Origin of the sequence: Frankia umida, from assembly GCF_023242945.1 — a bacterium.
GTDB classification, from domain to species: Bacteria; Actinomycetota; Actinomycetes; order Frankiales; family Frankiaceae; genus Frankia; species Frankia umida.
On record NZ_JALKFT010000008.1, the window covers coordinates 92,462 to 109,973 of the forward strand.

Here is a 17,512-nt window from a genome sequence, read left to right on the forward strand (position 1 = left end):
TGCGGCACCGGACCCGCACGACGAACACCGTGTGGCTGCCGATCGTCGCGGCTGTGGGCGTCCTGCTGGTGCTGCTGTGGTACGCGATGTCGCGCGGGCCGGGCCCGGCGAGGACGACCGCGGCCGATGGCGGCCCGGCGGGTTCGGACAGTCCGCGGGCGGCCGCGGCGTCGTCCGCCGCACCGACGCCGACGGTTCCCCCGCCGCCGACCAGTGGCTGTGTGACCGGTCGGACGCTGCCCTCGGGGGTCAGTACCCGCACGCTGCAGGTCGCCGGCGTGACCCGGTCCTACGTGCTCGCGGTGCCCACCGGCGCGGCCGGTGGCGCGGCCCGGCCGCTGCCGCTGCTCGTCGGCTACCACGACACCGGTCAGAGCGCGTTCGATCTCGAGGCGTACACGCACCTGGCCGACCAGGGCACCAGAGCGGGGTTCGTGGTCGCCTTCCCGGTCGGGGAGCGCGCCCGGTGGAACTTCCCGCGTTCGGCGGCGGTCGGGCCCGACGACGTGCTGTTCAGCGGGCTGCTGCTCAACGATCTGACCGGCCGGATGTGCCTGGACGTCAAGCGGATCTTCGCCGTGGGCTACGCCGACGGCGCGGACATGGTGCTCACCGCGCTGTGCGGGCTGCCGGGTCGCTTCGTCGCGGCCGTGGCAGTGGCGGCGAGTGTGCTGCCGACGTCGTGCGCTCGGCCGTCCGCCAGCCTGTTGGAGATCCACGGGGCGGGGGACCCGATCGCGCCGCTGAACGGTGGTGGGCCGGCGCGGGCGGCGCCGTACACCGGCAGCGTCGCCCAGCCGGCGCCCGACCGGCTGGCCCGGTACGCCTCCGCGCTGGGCTGCTCGGGTGCCCGCTCCTCGGCCGTCGACACCGCTGACTGGTCCCGCACGGTGTGGTCGGGCTGCCCGGCTGACCGCGACGTCGGGCTGCTGGTCATGCAGGCCGGCGGGCACACCTGGCCCGGCGCCCAGGCCCGCCCGGAGCGCGGTGCGACGTCGATGGCGCTGAACGCCACCATCGTCGCGCTCACCTTCTTCGGTTACACGCCGACGGCGGCCGACCTGGGCGGTGACGCCGCCGCCGGTGGTGGCACCACGGTGCCGGGCCCGTCGGTGGCCCCGCAGGCCCCCACCCCGACCGCCCCGAGCGGCCCGGCGGGGGCGAGCGCGCCGCCCACCGCGCCCGCGCCGACGGCGAGCGGGTCCACGGCCCCACCGGTGGACGGCGACGGGCAGACACCCGCGACCACCGCCCCCGCGCAGCAGGTCACGCCCACCACGGCCGTCCAGAACGGGGCCGTGCGCGCCCGCTGAACGGGGCCGGCGGCAGGCGGCGAAGGGGGCCCCTGCCGGTCGGCCCGGACGGGTCGGGCCGACCGGCAGGGGCGGGTGGACCCGGACGTCACGATCACGGTTACCCCTCGGACCGATTGCGCATCATCGGGTGGTACCTGTCATGAACCGAACAGGGGGGCTCCGGCCCGGCGAGCGGCCTGCGAGAATGTGGGTGTGGTGGAGGCTTCGAACCTGCGTGAAGTTGTTCTGCTCGGGTCCACCGGCTCGATCGGAACCCAGGCCATAGACGTCGTGCGACGCAATCCGGATCGCTTCCGGGTGGTGGCGCTGATGGGTGGCGGGTCCAGGGTCGACCTGCTGGCGGCCCAGGCTCTCGATCTCGGCGTGCAGGCGGTGGGTGTGGCCGCGGCATCGGCGGCCCAGGACCTGCAGCTCGCCTTCTTCGCCGAGGCGAGTCGGCGGGGTTACCGCAAGGGCGAGTTCGCGGTGCCGAAGATCCTCGCCGGGCCGGACGCGGCCAGTGAGATCGCGGCCTGGCCGTGCGACACGGTGCTCAACGGCATCACCGGGTCGGTGGGTCTGGCTCCGACGCTGTCGGCGCTGGCCGCGGGGCACACGGTGGCGTTGGCGAACAAGGAGTCGCTGGTCGCCGGCGGTCCGCTCGTGCTCGACGCGCTCGGCGGCGACCCGAACCGGCTGGTCCCGGTCGACTCCGAGCACTCGGCGCTGGCCCAGTGCCTGCGCGGCGGCCGGCAGGAGGAGGTGCGCAAGCTGGTCCTCACGGCCAGCGGCGGGCCCTTCCGCGGCCGTCGGCGCGACGAGCTCGCCGCGGTCACCCGGGAGCAGGCGCTGGCCCATCCGACCTGGGACATGGGGCCGGTGGTGACCATCAACTCGGCCACCCTGATGAACAAGGGTCTGGAGCTCATCGAGGCCCACCTGTTCTTCGGCGTTCCCTACGACGACATCGAGGTCGTCGTGCACCCCCAGTCGCTGGTGCACTCGATGGTCGAGTTCACCGACGGTTCCACCATCGCCCAGGTCTCCCCGCCGGACATGCGCCTGCCGATCGCGCTCGCCCTGGGCTGGCCGGACCGGGTGGCCCACGCGCAGCCGCCGATGGACTGGACCCGTGCGCAGGCCCTGACCTTCGAGCCGCTGGACACCACGGCCTTTCCGGCGGTGGACCTGGCCCGTACGGCCGGTCGCCGGGGCGGAACGGCGCCCGCGGTGTTCAATGCGGCCAACGAGGAGGCGGTCGCGGCCTTCCTCGCCGGTCGCCTGCCCTTCGTCCGGATCGTCGATCTGGTGGCCGAGGTGATCTCCGAGCACCAGGTGATCGATCACCCTTCGCTCGAGGAGGTCTTCGCCACCGAGCGGGACGCCCGCGAGACCGCGCAGCGGCTGATCCGGCGCAACAGCGAGCGGGAGGCAGTGTGAGCTGTCCCTGTCGGCGGAGGCCGGCCTGATGGAGATTCTCGGCATCGTGGCGTTCGCCGCCGCACTGCTCGTGTCCGTGGTGGCGCACGAGGCCGGTCATTTCGTGACCGCGCGGCACTACGGCATGAAGGCGTCGAAGTTCTTCGTGGGTTTCGGTCCGACGTTGTGGTCACGTCGCCGCGGCGAGACCGAGTACGGGGTCAAGGCCATCCCGGCCGGCGGTTTCGTGAAGATCGAGGGAATGACGCCGCTGGAGGAGATCGATCCGGCGGACGAGCCGCGGGCGTTCTACAACGCGCCGGCCCGGGCCCGCCTCGTGGTCATGTCAGCCGGGTCGTTCGTGCACTTCGTCATCGCCATGGTGCTGATCTACGGGGTGTTGGTCACGATGGGGACCACGCAGATCAGCGAGTCGAAGATCGGGTCGACGAGCTGTGTGGCGGCGACGGCGACCTGCGCGGGTCCCGGCCCCGCCGCGGCGGCCGGGCTGCGTCCCGGCGACCGGGTGCGCAGCTTCGACGGCGTGGCCGTGGACAGCTGGGCCCAGTTCACCCGCCAGGTGCGCGAGCACGGCGCCGGCCCGGCGACGCTGGTCGTCCGCCGCGACGGGCGCGACCTCACGCTCACCCCGAACCTCGTCGAGGTCCGGCGCAACCGGCTGACCGGCGCCGCCGGCAACGATCCGGTCGGTGCGCTCGGTGTGCGTCCGGGGACCGAAACGGTGCACTACGGCCCGCTCGCTGCGGTGCCGCACACGTTCTCGGTGATCGGCTCCGGGTTCACCGGGATGTATGACACGCTGACTCATCGCCTCGACGACCTGGGTAAGATCTTCGACAAGGACCGGGACCCAGAGGGTTTCATCAGCGTGGTGGGCGCGGCTCGCATCGGCGGGGATGTCGTGTCGGCGCCGGACAGTTCCGGTGTTGACCGGCTGCGTCAGTTCCTCGTTCTGGTCGCCGCGATCAACCTGGCGGTGGGAATCTTCAACCTGCTGCCACTGCTCCCGCTGGACGGCGGCCACATCGCCGTCCTGGGCTTCGAACAGGCCCGACATGGCCTGCGCCGGCTGCGGGGATACCGTGGACCTGTCAAAAGGGTGGATTTCGCCAAGCTGCTACCGGCCACGTACGCCACGGTCGTCGTCCTGTTCGGGTTCAGCCTGCTCCTGCTGTCCGCCGACATCATCAATCCCATCCGTCTGAACCAGTGACGCGCACCAGTGGCCCGACGCGGGTCCGACGCGACCCGGGCAGTCCGCCGCGCTGCGTCTTACTGCCCTGCGTCCCGCAGTCGACAGGCCGAATCAGTCGAACGTCGATCCCTTTTCTCGATTCGCCAGTGAGGACAACGTGACCGTTACTCTGGGCATGCCATCCGCTCCGGCGCGACCGCTCGGTACGCGGCGCAAGAGCCGGCAGATCCACGTGGGCAACGTCCCGGTCGGGGGTGACGCTCCGGTCTCCGTTCAGTCCATGTGCACGACGTTGACCTCGGACGTCAACGCGACCCTGCAGCAGATCGCCGAGCTCACCGCCTCGGGCTGCCAGATCGTCCGGGTGGCGGTACCAAGCCAGGACGATGCCGACGCCCTGCCGGAGATCGCCCGCAAGTCACCGATCCCGATCATCGCCGACATCCACTTCCAGCCGAAGTACGTCTTCGCCGCGATCGATGCCGGCTGCGCCGCGGTCCGCGTCAACCCCGGCAACATCAAGGCCTTCGATGACAAGGTCGGCGAGATCGCCCGCGCGGCCAAGGGCGCCGGCGTCCCGATCCGGATCGGCGTCAACGCCGGTTCGCTCGACAAGCGCCTGCTGGCCAAGTACGGCAAGGCCACCCCGGAGGCGCTCACCGAGTCGGCGCTGTGGGAGTGCTCGCTGTTCGAGGAGCACGACTTCCGCGAGATCAAGATCTCGGTGAAGCACCACGACCCGGTCGTGATGATCCAGGCCTACCGCCTGCTCGCCCAGTCCTGCGACTACCCGCTGCACCTCGGTGTCACCGAGGCCGGCCCCGCGTTCCAGGGGACGGTCAAGTCGTCGGTGGCCTTCGGCGCGCTGCTGTCGGAGGGGATCGGCGACACCATCCGGGTGTCGCTGTCCGCACCGCCGGTGGAGGAGGTCAAGGTCGGCTCCGCCATCCTGGAGTCCCTGGGGCTGCGCGAGCGTAAGCTCGAGATCGTGTCCTGCCCGTCCTGCGGGCGGGCCCAGGTCGATGTCTACACCCTCGCGAACCAGGTCAGCGCCGGCCTGGAGGGCATGGAGGTCCCGTTGCGCGTCGCCGTGATGGGATGTGTGGTGAACGGGCCGGGCGAGGCGCGTGAGGCCGACCTCGGCGTGGCCTCCGGAAACGGCAAGGGCCAGATCTTCGTCCGCGGCGAGGTGATCAAGACGGTGCCGGAGGCACAGATCGTGGAGACCCTCATCGAGGAGGCCATGCGCCTGGCCGAGCAGATGACGGACGCGGGCACCGCCTCCGGCGAGCCCACCGTCTCCGTCAGCTAGTCGGTCCGCCGGATGGGCCTGCCGCTGCGTTCCGCGCCGACGCGTCTGCTCGATGACCGCGATCTTCCCGCGGTGCGTGAGCTGCTGGCCCGCAATCCCGTCGCCGATGTCTTCGTGGCCTCGCGAGTCGAGGCCGCCGGGCTGGACCCCTGGCGCCTCGGCGCCGAGATGTGGGGCCACCTGGTGGACGGACATCTGGCCGCGGTGTGTTACTCCGGAGCCAATCTCTGGCCCGTCGCGGCGGGTCCGGTGTCGGCGAGACTGTTCGCCGAACGGGCCCGCCGCCAGGGCCGGAGATGCTCCTCCGTCGTCGGTCTCTCCTCGTCGGTCATGACGATGTGGCGCTATCTGGAGCCGGTCTGGGGCCGGGCCCGCGAGATCCGCGATGACCAGCCGCTGCTGGTCATCGACGGTCCGCCGCTGGTCGCCCCCGATCCGCTCGTGCGGCCGGTGCGGCCCGACGAGCTGGATGTCCTGCTGCCGGCCTGCATCGCCATGTTCACCGAGGAGATCGGCGTGTCGCCGGTGCTCGCCGACGGCGGCACCCTCTACCGGGCCCGCGTCGCCGAGTTCATCGGCCAACGCCGCTCGTTCGCCCACATCGTCGACGGCCGGGTGCTGTTCAAGGCCGAGGTCGGCGCGGTCGCCGGGGACGTCTGCCAGATCCAGGGGGTCTGGGTCGACCCGGCGCTGCGTGGCCGCGGGCTCGGCGCGGCCGGCACCGCGAGTGTCGTCGCGCTGGCCCGCGCCGCGCTGGCGCCGAAGGTCAGCCTGTACGTGAACGACTTCAACCATGCCGCCCGGCGGGTCTACGAGCGGGTCGGTTTCCAGCGGGTCGACACCTTCGCCTCGATCCTGTTCTGACCCCGCGCTCCTGTTCTGACCCCGTGCCCGACCCCCCGAACCGCCAGCGTCGTCCGTTTTGCGCTGAATGTGTGGTGATGTGGTGTGAATTGTTGCGCAACCATGTCCGGACGATGGCCGCACATGGCCAGCATCGGGGTCATCTGGCATGCTTACCATCCCGATGACTTCGATCGACTTGCATGGCGCGGGCCGTCGCCCGCGTGAACTGGGGGTTTACATGAAATCGAGCCGCTTGTGGCGTGCTCTGACGCCACTGATCACCGTGGGCGCCGTGGCGCTTGCGCTGGTCGGCTGCTCCAGTTCGGGCAGCGACGGCTCGTCGGTCGACTCGACCAGCTCCACGCCCGGCCAGGTCAGCGGAACGCTCCGGCTGGGCTACTTCCCGAACCTCACCCACGCGCCGGCGCTGTACGGGGTCGAGAAGGGCATCTTCACCAAGGACCTCGGCCCCGGGGTCACGCTGAAGCCCGCGACGTTCAACTCCGGTACGCAGGAGGCCGAGGCGATCCTCTCCGGCGCGATCGACGCCGGCTACATCGGCCCGAACCCCGCGGTCAACAGCTTCATCAAGTCCAACGGTGACGCGATCCGGATCATCTCCGGGGTGACCTCCGGTGGCGCGTCCCTGGTGGTCCGGCCCGAGATCGCCTCGGTCGCCGACCTCAAGGGCAAGACGATCGCCACCCCGGGTCTGGCCAACACGCAGGACGTGGCGCTGCGTTACTTCCTGAAGAAGAACGGCCTCAGGACCGACACCCAGGGCGGCGGTGACGTCTCGATCAAGCCGCAGGACAACTCCCTGACGGTGGACGCCTTCCAGAACAAGGCGATCGACGGCGCCTGGGTGCCCGAGCCGACCGCGTCCCGGCTGGTGGCCGTCGGCGGCAAGGTGCTCGTCAACGAGGCCGACCAGTGGCCCGAGACGAACGGCAAGTTCGTCACCACGCTGCTGATCGTGCGCACCGCCTACCTCAAGAAGAACCCGGAGATCGTCCGGCGCCTCATCACGGCGAACGTGGAGTCGATCAACGGGCTCAACGCCGACCTGGCCGCGGGTGCGACGGTCGCCAACACCGCGCTGGGCAAGCTCACCGGCAAGCCGCTGCCCGACAAGGTGCTCGCCTCGGCCTGGAAGTCGCTCACCTTCACCCCGGACCCGATCGCGAAGTCGCTGCTGCTGTCGGCCCAGCACCAGGAGGAGCTTGGCCTGCTCAAGGGCGCCAAGCTGGACGGGATCTTCGACCTCACCACGCTCAACGACGTCCTGACCAAGCAGGGCAAGGCCACCGTCGCCGATTCCTGATCATTCGTAGGGCGGGCCCCGGTCAGCACCGGGGCCCGCGACCAGTTCGACCGGGGGAACAACCCATGACCGCAGTCCTGCCCGACACGGCCCTGCGCATCGACGGCGTCAGCCGGTTCTTCGGCACCGGCGCAGCCCAGGTGCAGGCCCTGGACAACGTGAGCCTGGACGTCCGGTCCGGGGAGTTCCTCTGTCTGCTCGGCGCGTCGGGCTGCGGTAAGTCGACCCTGCTCGGGCTGATCGCCGGCCTGGACGCCCCGTCGACCGGCACGGTGGACACCGCCGGTCGGCGGACCGGGATGATGTTCCAGGACTCCGCGTTGCTGCCGTGGCTGACCGCCGGCGGCAACGTCGAGGTACCGCTGCGGCTGCGCGGCATCCGCCGGGCCGAACGTCGAGCCCGGGTGGACGAGCTGCTCTCGATGGTCCGCCTCGCCGGGATGGCGGACCGTCGCCCGCACGAGCTCTCCGGTGGGATGCGCCAACGGGTCAGCCTCGCCCGGGCCTTCGCCCAGGAGGCCGACATCCTGTGCATGGACGAGCCGTTCGGCGCGCTCGACGCGATGACCCGGGACCTGTTGCACGACGAGCTCGAACGGATCTGGCGGCAGACCGGGGTCACGGTCATCTTCGTGACCCACGACGTGCGGGAGGCCGTCCGGCTCGGGGACCGCATCGTGCTGCTGTCGTCCAGGCCCGGGCGGGTGGCCGAGGTCTTCGACGTCGACATCGACCGACCACGACGGATCGACTCGACCCAGGTGGCCGAACTCGCCACCCGGGTGACCACTCGGCTGCGTGAGGAGGTCGGCCGTCATGGCCACTGACATCGGCATCAACCGGAGTTCCCTGACCAAGGGCGACACCAGCGCGCCGGGTGACACCCGGACCGCGGCGGACGACCTTGACCCGGGTGTCCTCGCCGGTCTGGACGCGCTGGACATCCCGACCGCGCAGAGCCGACCGCTGGCGGGTCGGGCCTGGGCGGCGGCCTGGCCGAAGATCGGCGCGCTCGTCGTGTTCCTGCTGGTCTGGCAGCTGGTGGTCTGGTCGGGCTGGAAGCCCACCTACGTGCTGCCCGGCCCGGTGTCGGCGTTGCGGGAGTTCGGCAGCCGCCTGGGCACCGGCCACTTCTGGGACGCGCTGGTCCGCACCATCGTGCGGGCGCTCAAGGGCTACGCGCTCGCCGTGGTGATCGGCGGCGTGGTCGGTCTGGCGGTCGCCCGGTTCACCATCCTGCGCACGGCGATCGGATCGTTCATCACCTCACTGCAGACGATGCCCTCGGTCGTCTGGTTCCCGCTGGCCATCCTGCTGTTCCAGCTGAGCGAGTCGGCGATCCTGTTCGTGGTCATCCTCGGCGCGGCCCCCTCGATCGCCAACGGCGTGATCTACGGCGTCGACTATGTGCCGCCGCTGCTGGTCCGGGTGGGCCGCAGCATGGGTGCCCGCGGGTTCTCGCTCTACCGGTACGTCGTGGCGCCGGCGGCGCTGCCCTCGGTGCTGGCCGGGCTCAAGCAGGGCTGGGCCTTCGCCTGGCGCAGTCTGATGGCCGGTGAGCTCCTGGTGATCGTGCCCGGGCATCCGTCGATCGGGGCGGACCTGCAGAACTCCCGCGATCTGACCGACGCGGTCGGCGTGATGGCCTCGATGATCACCATCTTCTTCATCGGTGTGCTCGTCGACGCCGCCTTCAACGCCGCCGATCGTCAGCTGCGGGCCCGTCGTGGGCTGGTGGCCGAGGGTAACTCGGCGGTGCGCGCCGCGCAGCGCGGCCGGTCGAGGAACACGGCGGACACGGCGGCGCCCGGGTCCGCCGAGGCCACAGCCGCGGGTTACCCGCCGGCTGGCCCGGGCGCGATCGGCCACGACGGCGGCGGTGCGAATGGTGGTGGTGACGCCGGTCAATCCTGACCGGTCGGCACGTCGGCGCACGTCGCCGGCACAATGGCTGCATGCAGATCTCCGCTCGCGCCGACTACGCGCTGCGCGCACTCCTGACGTTGGCGGCGAGTGACGGGCAACTCGTCAAGGGCGAGTCGCTGGCCCAGGCCCAGGATCTGCCGCTGCGCTTCCTCGAGAACATCCTCACCGACCTGCGTCGGGCGGGGTTCGTCCAGAGTCGGCGCGGGGCCGACGGCGGCTATCAGCTGGGCCGTCCCGCCGACGAGATCACGATCGCCTCGGTGATCCGGGTGACCGACGGTCCGCTGGCCAGTGTGCGTGGCCGACGTCCGGAGGACGCCCACTACGAGGGCGCCGCCAAGAACCTGCAGGACGTGTGGATCGCCGTCCGGGTGAACCTGCGCCGGGTGCTGGAGAACGTGACCCTCGCGGACGTCGCCGGTGGCCGGCTGCCCGAGATCGTCACCTCGCTCAGCGGTGAGCCCGGCGCGTGGAGCGCGCGCTGAGACCACGCCCGCGCCAGCACCTCTACCGAGCCGCGACCGCGACCAGGTGAGATCCGCACCGCGGCGGACGCGGTGGTCCGGGCCCGTCGGTCAGGTCACACCGGTCAGGTCGCACCGGGCAGGGCACGGCTGGCGGTGGCCGGCGACGCGCCGGCGGCCAGCCGGGCCCGCTGGGCCCGCAGCGCCATCCCGGCCAGCGCGTCGACGGTGAGTGCCCGCAGGTCGGTGCCGACCTGCGCGGTGGCGTCGTGGGCGGTGGCGGCGCAGACGTCCTCGACCTGGCTCAGCAGGCGCAGGGCGGTGGGCACGTCGACCGGTGTGGTCGGCAGCCGGTAGGCGGCCAGCGCCGGCACCGGCGCGCCACCGCGCGCCTCGATCTGGGCGATCAGCTGGTCGCGTAGCCGCAGATGGGCCAGCCAGCCCTCGCGGGCGCGCTGGCGGGCGAGCGCGCCCGCCGCTGTCGCCGCCTGTGGGGCGAGCGCCCCGCCGGCCGTGGCGGTCGCATAGATCGCGCCATGGCTGGCCGCGAGCATGGTGGTCAGGGCCCGCAGGATGGCTGCCTGCGGTGGCGGTGCGGCCACCCGCGCCGCCGTCGGGTTCGCCGCCGAGGCCGCTGATGTCGCCGATGCGGTCGCGGCGGGCGAGGCCGTCGGTGTGATCGTCGCCGTGGCCAGGGCGGGGTCGCCGTCCCGGTCGAGCAGTTCGCTCTGGGCGTTTCCGGCGGCGAACAGGCTCGCGAACAGGGGGGCGAGCAGCCCACTGACCTCGAGGGCGTCGCCGCGGGCCGTGGTGGCGGCGGCGCTCTCGGCGCCGTACAGGGTCTCGATCGTGGCGTGGAGCGCGGCGGGCGAGTCGTCGGTGCCGGCCGGCAGCAGGTCAGCCGGTACCTCGCCGCTCGCCTGGGTCGGCGCCGCGGTGGTGGGGCGCCCGGTGGGTCCGGTCGCCGTGGCGGATGGGGCGGTCGTGGGGGCGGCCGCAGGGACCTGCGCGGCGACGGTGGTGACAGCGACCTCGTGATGGTCGCGCAGGGTCTCGAACAGGGCGCGCCGCGCCGGATGTCGCTGGGCTGCCGCGCCGTAGGCGACCGCGAGCGCCGCCGCGCGGGTGACCGCGGCCCGGGCGGCGGCCACATCCGCGGCCGACAGGGCCCGCCCGGGCACGCCGGCTCCGGTCGATCCGGTCCGGGAACAGCCGGCACCGGCGACCGCGGCCAGCGCGATCGTGCCCAGCCCCGCCAGAACCCGCCGCCGGGAGGCGGGTGTGCGCTGCGCGGAGTCCACGGTCAGCAAGCTTCGCACACCGCACGGGTGATGCCCCGCGCACGCCGACGTCGGCGACCCGTGATGGTGTGTTCGAACCCCACGCGAGTGCCCCCGTGAGCCGGCCGATCTCCGCCTCGGGTGGGCGGCGGATGGCCCGTCCGCGGGGGGACGTACCCTGGGGATCTCATTCGTTGACGCCGACCACCGCGCATGAGGCGCGGGTGTCACCTCAATGGCCGTCCCGTGTCCCGTGACATGAGCTGCGTGGCGGCGCCCTGTGACGGTGCCGGTGCGACCCGCCCTGCACGGTTGGGCGGGTCCTGGGCGCGGAGCGTCACGAACCAGGGCGTATCGGCGGGGCGCGGGTCCCGGTCCGGGCGTGCGGCCGCCACGAGTGCTCCGCCGCCCTGTGCGGCGGTGGCGTCGACGGCGTCGAGCGGTCCGTGAGCCGGGTCGGCGAGATGATCGGATGAACGGATGCGGGAAGGGACAAGGCAGGTGTCAGGCGCGGGGGACTCCGGTTCCGGGCGGGGGAAAGGGCGGGGTGCGGCCGGGGCGGGCCGGCGCTCCGGTGCGGTGGTGCGTCCGCAGGTGCGGGCCAGGCTGGAGACCAGCCTGGCCGAGGCGGGTTTCGATCTCGAAGATGTGGTGGTGACCAAGGCCGGTGCGCGCAGCGTGGTCCGGGTGGTGGTGGACCGCGACGGCGGCATCGATCTGGACGCGGTGGCCGAGGCCAGCCGGGCCGTCTCGGAGCTGCTCGACGCGGCCGAGGCGGCCGGCGAGCCACTGACCGGCGGCGCCTATGTGCTCGAGGTCACGTCGCCCGGGGTGGATCGTCCGCTGACCCGGCCGCGGCACTGGCGGCGGGCCGTGGGTCGGCTGGTGACCGTGCGGGACCTCGAGGACGTCGAGGTCTCGGGTCGGGTGGTGTCCGCCGACGAGACCGGGGCAGAGCTCTCGGTGGCGGTCGGGCCGGCCAGGCGGGGTCGTCCCCAGCCGCGCCGGATCGACCGGATCGCGTTCGAGCGGGTGGCCCGGGCCACCGTCGAGGTGGAGTTCTCCGCCACCGAGTACGATGATCTTACCGATGCGCAGTCCTCGGCACCGGATGACGATCTCGATCCGCAGGCCGATCCGGATCCGATGACCAGCAACGAGGGCCGTCAGGTCGGCGCCGAGAGCGCGGCCGGTGAGGAGATGACCCGGTGAAGCTCGACGTGGCCGCACTGCGCGGGATCGAGCGGGAGAAGGAGATCTCCTTCGAAACCCTGCTGCAGGCGCTGGAGACCGCCCTGCTCACGGCCTACCACCACACCCCGGGCTCCGCGCCGGACGCCCGGGTGGTCATCGACCGCACCAGCGGCGAGGTGGCGGTGCTCGCCCGCGAGCAGGGGCCCGACGGCGCCAGCCGGGAGTACGACGACACACCGGACGACTTCGGCCGGATCGCCACGATGACCGCCAAGCAGGTCATCATGCAGCGGCTGCGGGAGGCTCGCCAGGAGGCGACCTACGGCCAGTACGCCGATCGGGAGCACGAGATCGTCTCCGGTGTGGTGCAGCACCACGAGCAGCGCGCCGGTTCCAAGGTGGTCCTGGTCGACCTCGGCACGATCGAGGGCGTGCTGCCGCCGGCCGAGCAGGTGCCCGGCGAGCGGCTCGAGCACGGTGACCGGATCAAGTGCTATGTGGTGCACGTCGCCCGGGGCATGCACGGGCCGACCGTCACGTTGTCGCGCACCCATCCCGAACTGGTCAAGGGTCTGTTCCGGCTCGAGGTCCCCGAAGTCGCCGACGGGACGGTGGAGCTGGCCGCGATCGCCCGTGAGGCCGGCCACCGCAGCAAGATCGCCGTGCGGTCGAAGGTGGCGGGGGTGAACCCGAAGGGGGCGTGCATCGGGCCGATGGGCGCCCGGGTGCGCGCGGTCATGGCCGAACTGCGCGGTGAGAAGATCGACATCGTGGACTGGTCGGCGGACCCGGCGACGTTCGTCGGCAGCGCGCTGTCACCGGCCCGGGTGGCCCGGGTCGACGTGACGGACCTGGCCAGTCGCTCGGCCCGGGTGGTCGTTCCCGACTACCAGCTGTCGCTGGCGATCGGTCGAGAAGGGCAGAACGCCCGGCTCGCCGCCCGGCTGACCGGCTGGCGTATCGACATCCACTCCGACGCGGAAGGTCCGACGGCGGAGGCGGAGCCGACCGGCGACGCCCCGGCCGTGCGCCGATCTTCCGCGGCGGGCGGCCCCTCCCGGGGGCGGGCGGGATAGACTGGTGATGGCGTGCCGTGCGGAACCCATCCGTACCTGTATTGGATGTCGAAGCCGCGCGCCGAGTTCCGACCTCCTGCGTATCGTCGTGGACGGTGCCGAGCTCCTGCCGGATGCTCGTCGTCGGCTGCGTGGCCGGGGTGCGCACCTGCATCCGGATCAGGCATGTCTCGAGCTCGCGGAGCGTCGCAAGGCGTTCCCGCGGGCCCTGCGTGTGCCGGGTCCACTGGAGGCGGAGCGGATCAGGCGGTACCTGGAGCAGCTCGGTTCCGGGGCAGTCGACCCGGTGACGCGGGTTGGTCGCCCGGAGCGGCCGTCGGGGTCCCGGCTGGCCGAGAAATCGGGTAAAGAAAGAGGGGCACCGCGCGGCAGCGGGGTGTCGGCAGGGAGGGCTCGGGCATCGGCGGTAGCCGGCATCCGGCCAGGTACACAGGCGGCGCCACATGACGTCGACATGGAAGCAGGTCGAGACAGCGATGATCGCTCAATGAGCACCCAGCCATGATCACGACCGGCAGGTAACGAGGTCACGCGGGCACGGACCGCGGGCCGATAGAAGGAGCACCGTGGCAGGAAAGGCCCGCGTACACGAGCTCGCCAAGGAGCTTGGTGTCGACAGCAAGACCGTTCTCGCCAAGCTGAAAGATCTCGGTGAGTTCGTGAAGTCCGCCTCGTCCACTGTCGAGGCACCCGTCGTGCGCAAGCTCAAGGAGGCGTTCCCGGCCGAGGGTGGTGCCGCCGGTGGCGGTCGCCCCGGTGGCCGGCCCGCCGGCAACGGAGCCCGTCCAGGCCCGCCGCCGCGTCCCGGCCCCGCACCGCGTCCCGGCCCCCGGCCGGTTCCCGGTCGCCCTGGTCCCGTTCCGGCCCGACCGGCTCCCGCGTCCGGGCCGTCCGCGCCCGCGGCGCCCGCGCCGTCGGTGCAGTCCGCGCCCAGCCCCGTCGTGGCACCGGTGAGTCCGCCGAGCCCGGCGCCGGTGGCGGCACCTCGTCCCGTGGCGGCCAGCGCCGCGGCGCCCGCCGCACCGGTGGCGCCCGTGGCACCCGTGGCACCGTCCGCGCCCGCGGCACCCGCGTCGACTCCGGCGGCGGCAGGTCCGCGCCCCGGCACGCCGGCGGCCCCGGGTGGCCGGTCCCGTCCGGGTGGCCCCGGTGGCTCGGCTCCGGCCGGGCCCGGTGGTGCCCCGGCTGGTGGCACGCCCCGGCCAGGCCCGCGTCCGGGTCCCCGGCCGAGCTCGCCCGGTAACAACCCCTACACGACACCGTCCGCCGGGCCCCGCCCGTCGGGCGCTCAGTCCGGTGGTCAGTCCCCGGCCTCGCCGCCGCGTGCCGGTGGTCCGCGGCCGGGTCCGCGCCCCGGTGGCTCGCGTCCCGGTGGCGCTGGCCCCGGCGGTCCCGGTGGGCCTCGTCCCTCGCCCGGCTCGGTTCCGCCGCGGCCCGGTTCGCGCCCCGGTGGCCAGGGCAGCGGCATGCCGCCGCGCCCGGGTGGCAGCGGTGGCCCGCGTCCGGGTGGCAGCGGTGGTCCGCGCCCGAACGCGAACATGTTCCAGCCTCGTCCGGCCGGCGGCGCTCCCGGGCGTCCCGGTGGTGGTGGCGGTGGCGGCGGCGCTCCCGGGCGTCCCGGTGGCGGTGGCGGCGGCGCACGTCCCGGCGGCTTCGCCGGGCGTGGCGGTGCGCCGGGTCGTCCCGGTGGCGGTGGCGGCGGCGGTGCCGGTGCCGGTGCGCCGGGTCGTCCCGGTGGCGGCGGTGGCGGTCGGCCGGCGGCCGGCGGTCGCGGTCGCGGCGGTACCACGGCGGGCGCGTTCGGCCCCGGTGGGCGTGGGCGTCCCGGACGCCAGCGCAAGTCCAAGCGGGCGAAGCGGCAGGAATGGGAGAGCGGCCTGGAGGCGCCGCGGATGGGCGCGATGGTCCCCCGTGGCAACGGGCAGGCCATTCGTCTTCCGCGCGGCGCCTCACTGGCGGACTTCGCTGACAAGATCGACGCGAATCCCGGTGCGCTGGTCCAGGTCGTGTTCACCCAGCTCGGCGAGATGGTGACCGCGACGCAGTCCTGCACCGACGAGACGCTGCAGCTGCTGGGTGTCACCCTCGGCTACGAGGTGCAGATCGTCAGCCCCGAGGACGAGGACAAGGAGCTGCTGGAAAGCTTCGACCTGTCCTTCGGTGGGGCGTACGGCGACGACGTCGAGCTCGTCACCCGGCCGCCGGTCGTGACCGTCATGGGCCACGTCGACCACGGTAAGACGAAGCTGCTCGACGCCATCCGGTTCACCGACGTGGTCGCGGGTGAGGCCGGTGGCATCACCCAGCACATCGGTGCCTACCAGGTGCGGGCGACGGTCGACGGTTCCGACCGGCCGATCACCTTCATCGACACCCCGGGCCACGAGACCTTCACCGCCATGCGTGCCCGTGGCGCCCAGGTCACCGACATCGTGGTCCTGGTCGTCGCGGCGGACGACGGCGTGAAGCCGCAGACCATCGAGGCGCTCAACCACGCCCAGGCGGCGAACGTGCCGGTCGTCGTGGCCGTCAACAAGATCGACAAGGAGGGCGCGGACCCGGCCAAGGTCCGCGGCCAGCTCACCGAGTACGGCCTGGTCGCCGAGGAGTACGGCGGCGACACGATGTTCGTCGACGTCTCCGCCCGTAACCGGGTCAACATCGACGGTCTGCTCGAGGCCATCGTGCTCACCGCCGACGCCTCGCTGGACCTGCGGGCGCCGACGGACAGCGAGGCCCAGGGTGTCGCGATCGAAGGTCGTCTCGACCGTGGTCGCGGCCCGGTGGCTACGGTGCTCGTCCAGCGCGGCACGCTGCGCGTCGGTGACTCGGTCGTCGCCGGCGAGGCGTTCGGCCGGGTGCGCGCCATGCTCGACGAGCATGGCGACCAGGTGACCGAGGCGGGTCCGGCCCGTCCGGTGCAGGTGCTCGGCTTCACGAGCGTTCCCGACGCCGGGGACAACTTCCTCGTGGTGCCCGAGGACCGGGTGGCCCGTCAGATCGCCGAGCGCCGTCAGGCCCGCGAGCGCAACGCCGAGCTCGCGCTCAGCCGTGGCCGTCCGACGCTGGAGAACATCCTCGAGCGGATGAAGGAAGGCGAGAAGACCCAGCTCAACCTCATCCTCAAGGGCGATGTCTCCGGTTCGGTCGAGGCCCTCGAGGACGCCCTGCTCAAGATCGATGTGGGCGACGAGGTGGGTCTGCGGATCATCGACCGCGGTGTCGGCGCGATCACCGAGACGAACGTGATGCTGGCATCGGCGTCCGACGCGGTGATCATCGGCTTCAACGTCCGGCCGCAGGGCAAGGCGACGGAGCTGGCCGACCGCGAGGGCGTCGAGGTCCGCTACTACTCGGTGATCTACCAGGCCATCGAGGACATCGAGAACGCGCTCAAGGGCATGCTCAAGCCGGTCTACGAGGAGGCCCAGCTCGGCACCGCCGAGGTCCGGGAGGTCTTCCGGGTGCCGCGCATCGGCAACGTCGCGGGTTCGCTGGTCCGCTCCGGGATCATCCGGCGCAACGTCAAGGCCCGCCTCATCCGCGATGGCGTGGTCGTGGCGGACAACCTCACGGTCGAGTCGCTCAAGCGGTTCAAGGACGACGCCACCGAGGTGCGCGAGGGCTACGAGTGCGGTATCGGGCTCGGGTCGTTCAACGACATCAAGGTGGACGACATCATCGAGGCCTTCGAGCAGCGGGAGGTTCCCCGCACCTGAGGCACCACACGTCGCCGGGGCCGGTCGGATCGGCCGGCCCCGGCGGTGGTGGCGCCCCGTCCGACGGGGATGTCATGTGGATCGCAAGCCTGAGCCTTGATCTCCTTCTCGGGGACGTGCACTCCCTGAAGGAGAAGCGGTCCGTGGTGCGGCCGATCGTGGCCGAGCTGCGCCGTCGCTTCGCGGTCAGTGTGGCCGAGACCGGTCAGCTCGACCTGCATCGTCGCGCCGAGATCGGCGTGGCGGTCGTGGCCGCGGACCGTGGCCACTGCATGGAGGTACTGCGCGCCTGCGAGCAGCTCGTCGCGCAGCGCCCGGAAGTCGACGTTCTCGCCGCCCGCGAACGGGTGTTCACCGAGGACGACGCGGATGGTGCGTCCTTCCCGGATCCGGCCGTCCGGTAGCGGACAGGGCCCGCGGGAACGACGACGGACATGTGAA

15 protein-coding genes are annotated in these 17,512 nt (G+C 72.4%); 14 read left to right on the forward strand and 1 reads right to left on the reverse strand.

From position 1 onward, the window contains the following. The first annotated feature begins 29 nt into the window (after nucleotides 1–29). The 9 genes from MXD59_RS10440 to MXD59_RS10480 all read left to right on the forward strand — a co-directional run bounded on the left by MXD59_RS10440 (nucleotide 30) and on the right by MXD59_RS10480 (nucleotide 9,823). Nucleotides 30–1,313 (forward strand): CE1 family esterase, encoded by a 1,284-nt coding sequence (locus MXD59_RS10440; RefSeq protein ID WP_248824507.1) that lies wholly within the window; start codon nucleotides 30–32, stop codon nucleotides 1,311–1,313. 198 nt (nucleotides 1,314–1,511) lie between these two features. After that, nucleotides 1,512–2,735: a 1-deoxy-D-xylulose-5-phosphate reductoisomerase gene (gene dxr / locus MXD59_RS10445; protein WP_248824596.1), complete on the forward strand. Its 1,224-nt coding sequence runs from the start codon at nucleotides 1,512–1,514 to the stop codon at nucleotides 2,733–2,735. A 28-nt stretch (nucleotides 2,736–2,763) separates the two neighbouring features. Beyond that, complete coding sequence (locus MXD59_RS10450) at nucleotides 2,764–3,948, forward strand: M50 family metallopeptidase (protein WP_248824508.1); 1,185 nt, start codon at nucleotides 2,764–2,766, stop codon at nucleotides 3,946–3,948. Nucleotides 3,949–4,087: 139 nt separating this feature from the next. After that, nucleotides 4,088–5,242, forward strand: a complete 1,155-nt coding sequence (gene ispG, locus MXD59_RS10455) for a flavodoxin-dependent (E)-4-hydroxy-3-methylbut-2-enyl-diphosphate synthase (RefSeq protein WP_248824509.1) — start codon at nucleotides 4,088–4,090, stop codon at nucleotides 5,240–5,242. A 12-nt stretch (nucleotides 5,243–5,254) separates the two neighbouring features. Next, entirely contained in the window at nucleotides 5,255–6,106 is an 852-nt protein-coding gene (locus tag MXD59_RS10460; protein WP_163547007.1) for a GNAT family N-acetyltransferase, read from the forward strand. 220 nt (nucleotides 6,107–6,326) lie between these two features. After that, complete coding sequence (locus MXD59_RS10465; RefSeq protein WP_248812756.1) at nucleotides 6,327–7,412, forward strand: ABC transporter substrate-binding protein; 1,086 nt, start codon at nucleotides 6,327–6,329, stop codon at nucleotides 7,410–7,412. Between the two features lie 65 nt (nucleotides 7,413–7,477). Beyond that, entirely contained in the window at nucleotides 7,478–8,239 is a 762-nt protein-coding gene (locus tag MXD59_RS10470) for an ABC transporter ATP-binding protein (RefSeq protein ID WP_163547003.1), read from the forward strand. Next, nucleotides 8,229–9,326 carry an ABC transporter permease gene (locus tag MXD59_RS10475; protein ID WP_248824510.1) on the forward strand — a complete coding sequence of 366 codons (1,098 nt, stop codon included), beginning with the start codon at nucleotides 8,229–8,231 and terminating at the stop codon, nucleotides 9,324–9,326. Before MXD59_RS10470 ends, MXD59_RS10475 begins: the two co-directional genes overlap by 11 nt. A 41-nt stretch (nucleotides 9,327–9,367) precedes the next feature. Continuing rightward, nucleotides 9,368–9,823 carry an RrF2 family transcriptional regulator gene (locus tag MXD59_RS10480; RefSeq protein WP_248812759.1) on the forward strand — a complete coding sequence of 152 codons (456 nt, stop codon included), beginning with the start codon at nucleotides 9,368–9,370 and terminating at the stop codon, nucleotides 9,821–9,823. Between the two features lie 104 nt (nucleotides 9,824–9,927). Here the strand turns inward: MXD59_RS10480 and MXD59_RS26930 are convergent, their stop codons facing one another. Next, nucleotides 9,928–11,103 carry a DUF4439 domain-containing protein gene (locus MXD59_RS26930; RefSeq protein WP_248824511.1) on the reverse strand — a complete coding sequence of 392 codons (1,176 nt, stop codon included), beginning with the start codon at nucleotides 11,101–11,103 and terminating at the stop codon, nucleotides 9,928–9,930. Between the two features lie 480 nt (nucleotides 11,104–11,583). Between MXD59_RS26930 and rimP the strand changes: the two genes are divergently transcribed. From rimP to MXD59_RS10510, 5 genes are all read left to right on the forward strand, one after another. Further along, on the forward strand, nucleotides 11,584–12,294 hold the full coding sequence (gene rimP, locus MXD59_RS10490) for a ribosome maturation factor RimP (protein ID WP_248824512.1): 711 nt from the start codon (nucleotides 11,584–11,586) through the stop codon (nucleotides 12,292–12,294). Then, nucleotides 12,291–13,352 (forward strand): transcription termination factor NusA, encoded by a 1,062-nt coding sequence (gene nusA / locus MXD59_RS10495; RefSeq protein ID WP_248824513.1) that lies wholly within the window; start codon nucleotides 12,291–12,293, stop codon nucleotides 13,350–13,352. The genes rimP and nusA overlap by 4 nt, the downstream gene beginning before the upstream one ends. 7 nt (nucleotides 13,353–13,359) lie before the next feature. Continuing rightward, nucleotides 13,360–13,857, forward strand: a complete 498-nt coding sequence (locus MXD59_RS10500; protein WP_248824514.1) for a YlxR family protein — start codon at nucleotides 13,360–13,362, stop codon at nucleotides 13,855–13,857. Nucleotides 13,858–13,918: 61 nt separating this feature from the next. After that, the gene (gene infB / locus MXD59_RS10505; RefSeq protein ID WP_248824515.1) at nucleotides 13,919–17,071 is read left to right on the forward strand and encodes a translation initiation factor IF-2; all 3,153 of its coding nucleotides are present in this window, start codon (nucleotides 13,919–13,921) and stop codon (nucleotides 17,069–17,071) included. A gap of 74 nt (nucleotides 17,072–17,145) precedes the next feature. Next, nucleotides 17,146–17,475, forward strand: a complete 330-nt coding sequence (locus MXD59_RS10510; RefSeq protein WP_248812765.1) for a DUF503 domain-containing protein — start codon at nucleotides 17,146–17,148, stop codon at nucleotides 17,473–17,475. The last annotated feature ends 37 nt before the right edge of the window (nucleotides 17,476–17,512 follow it).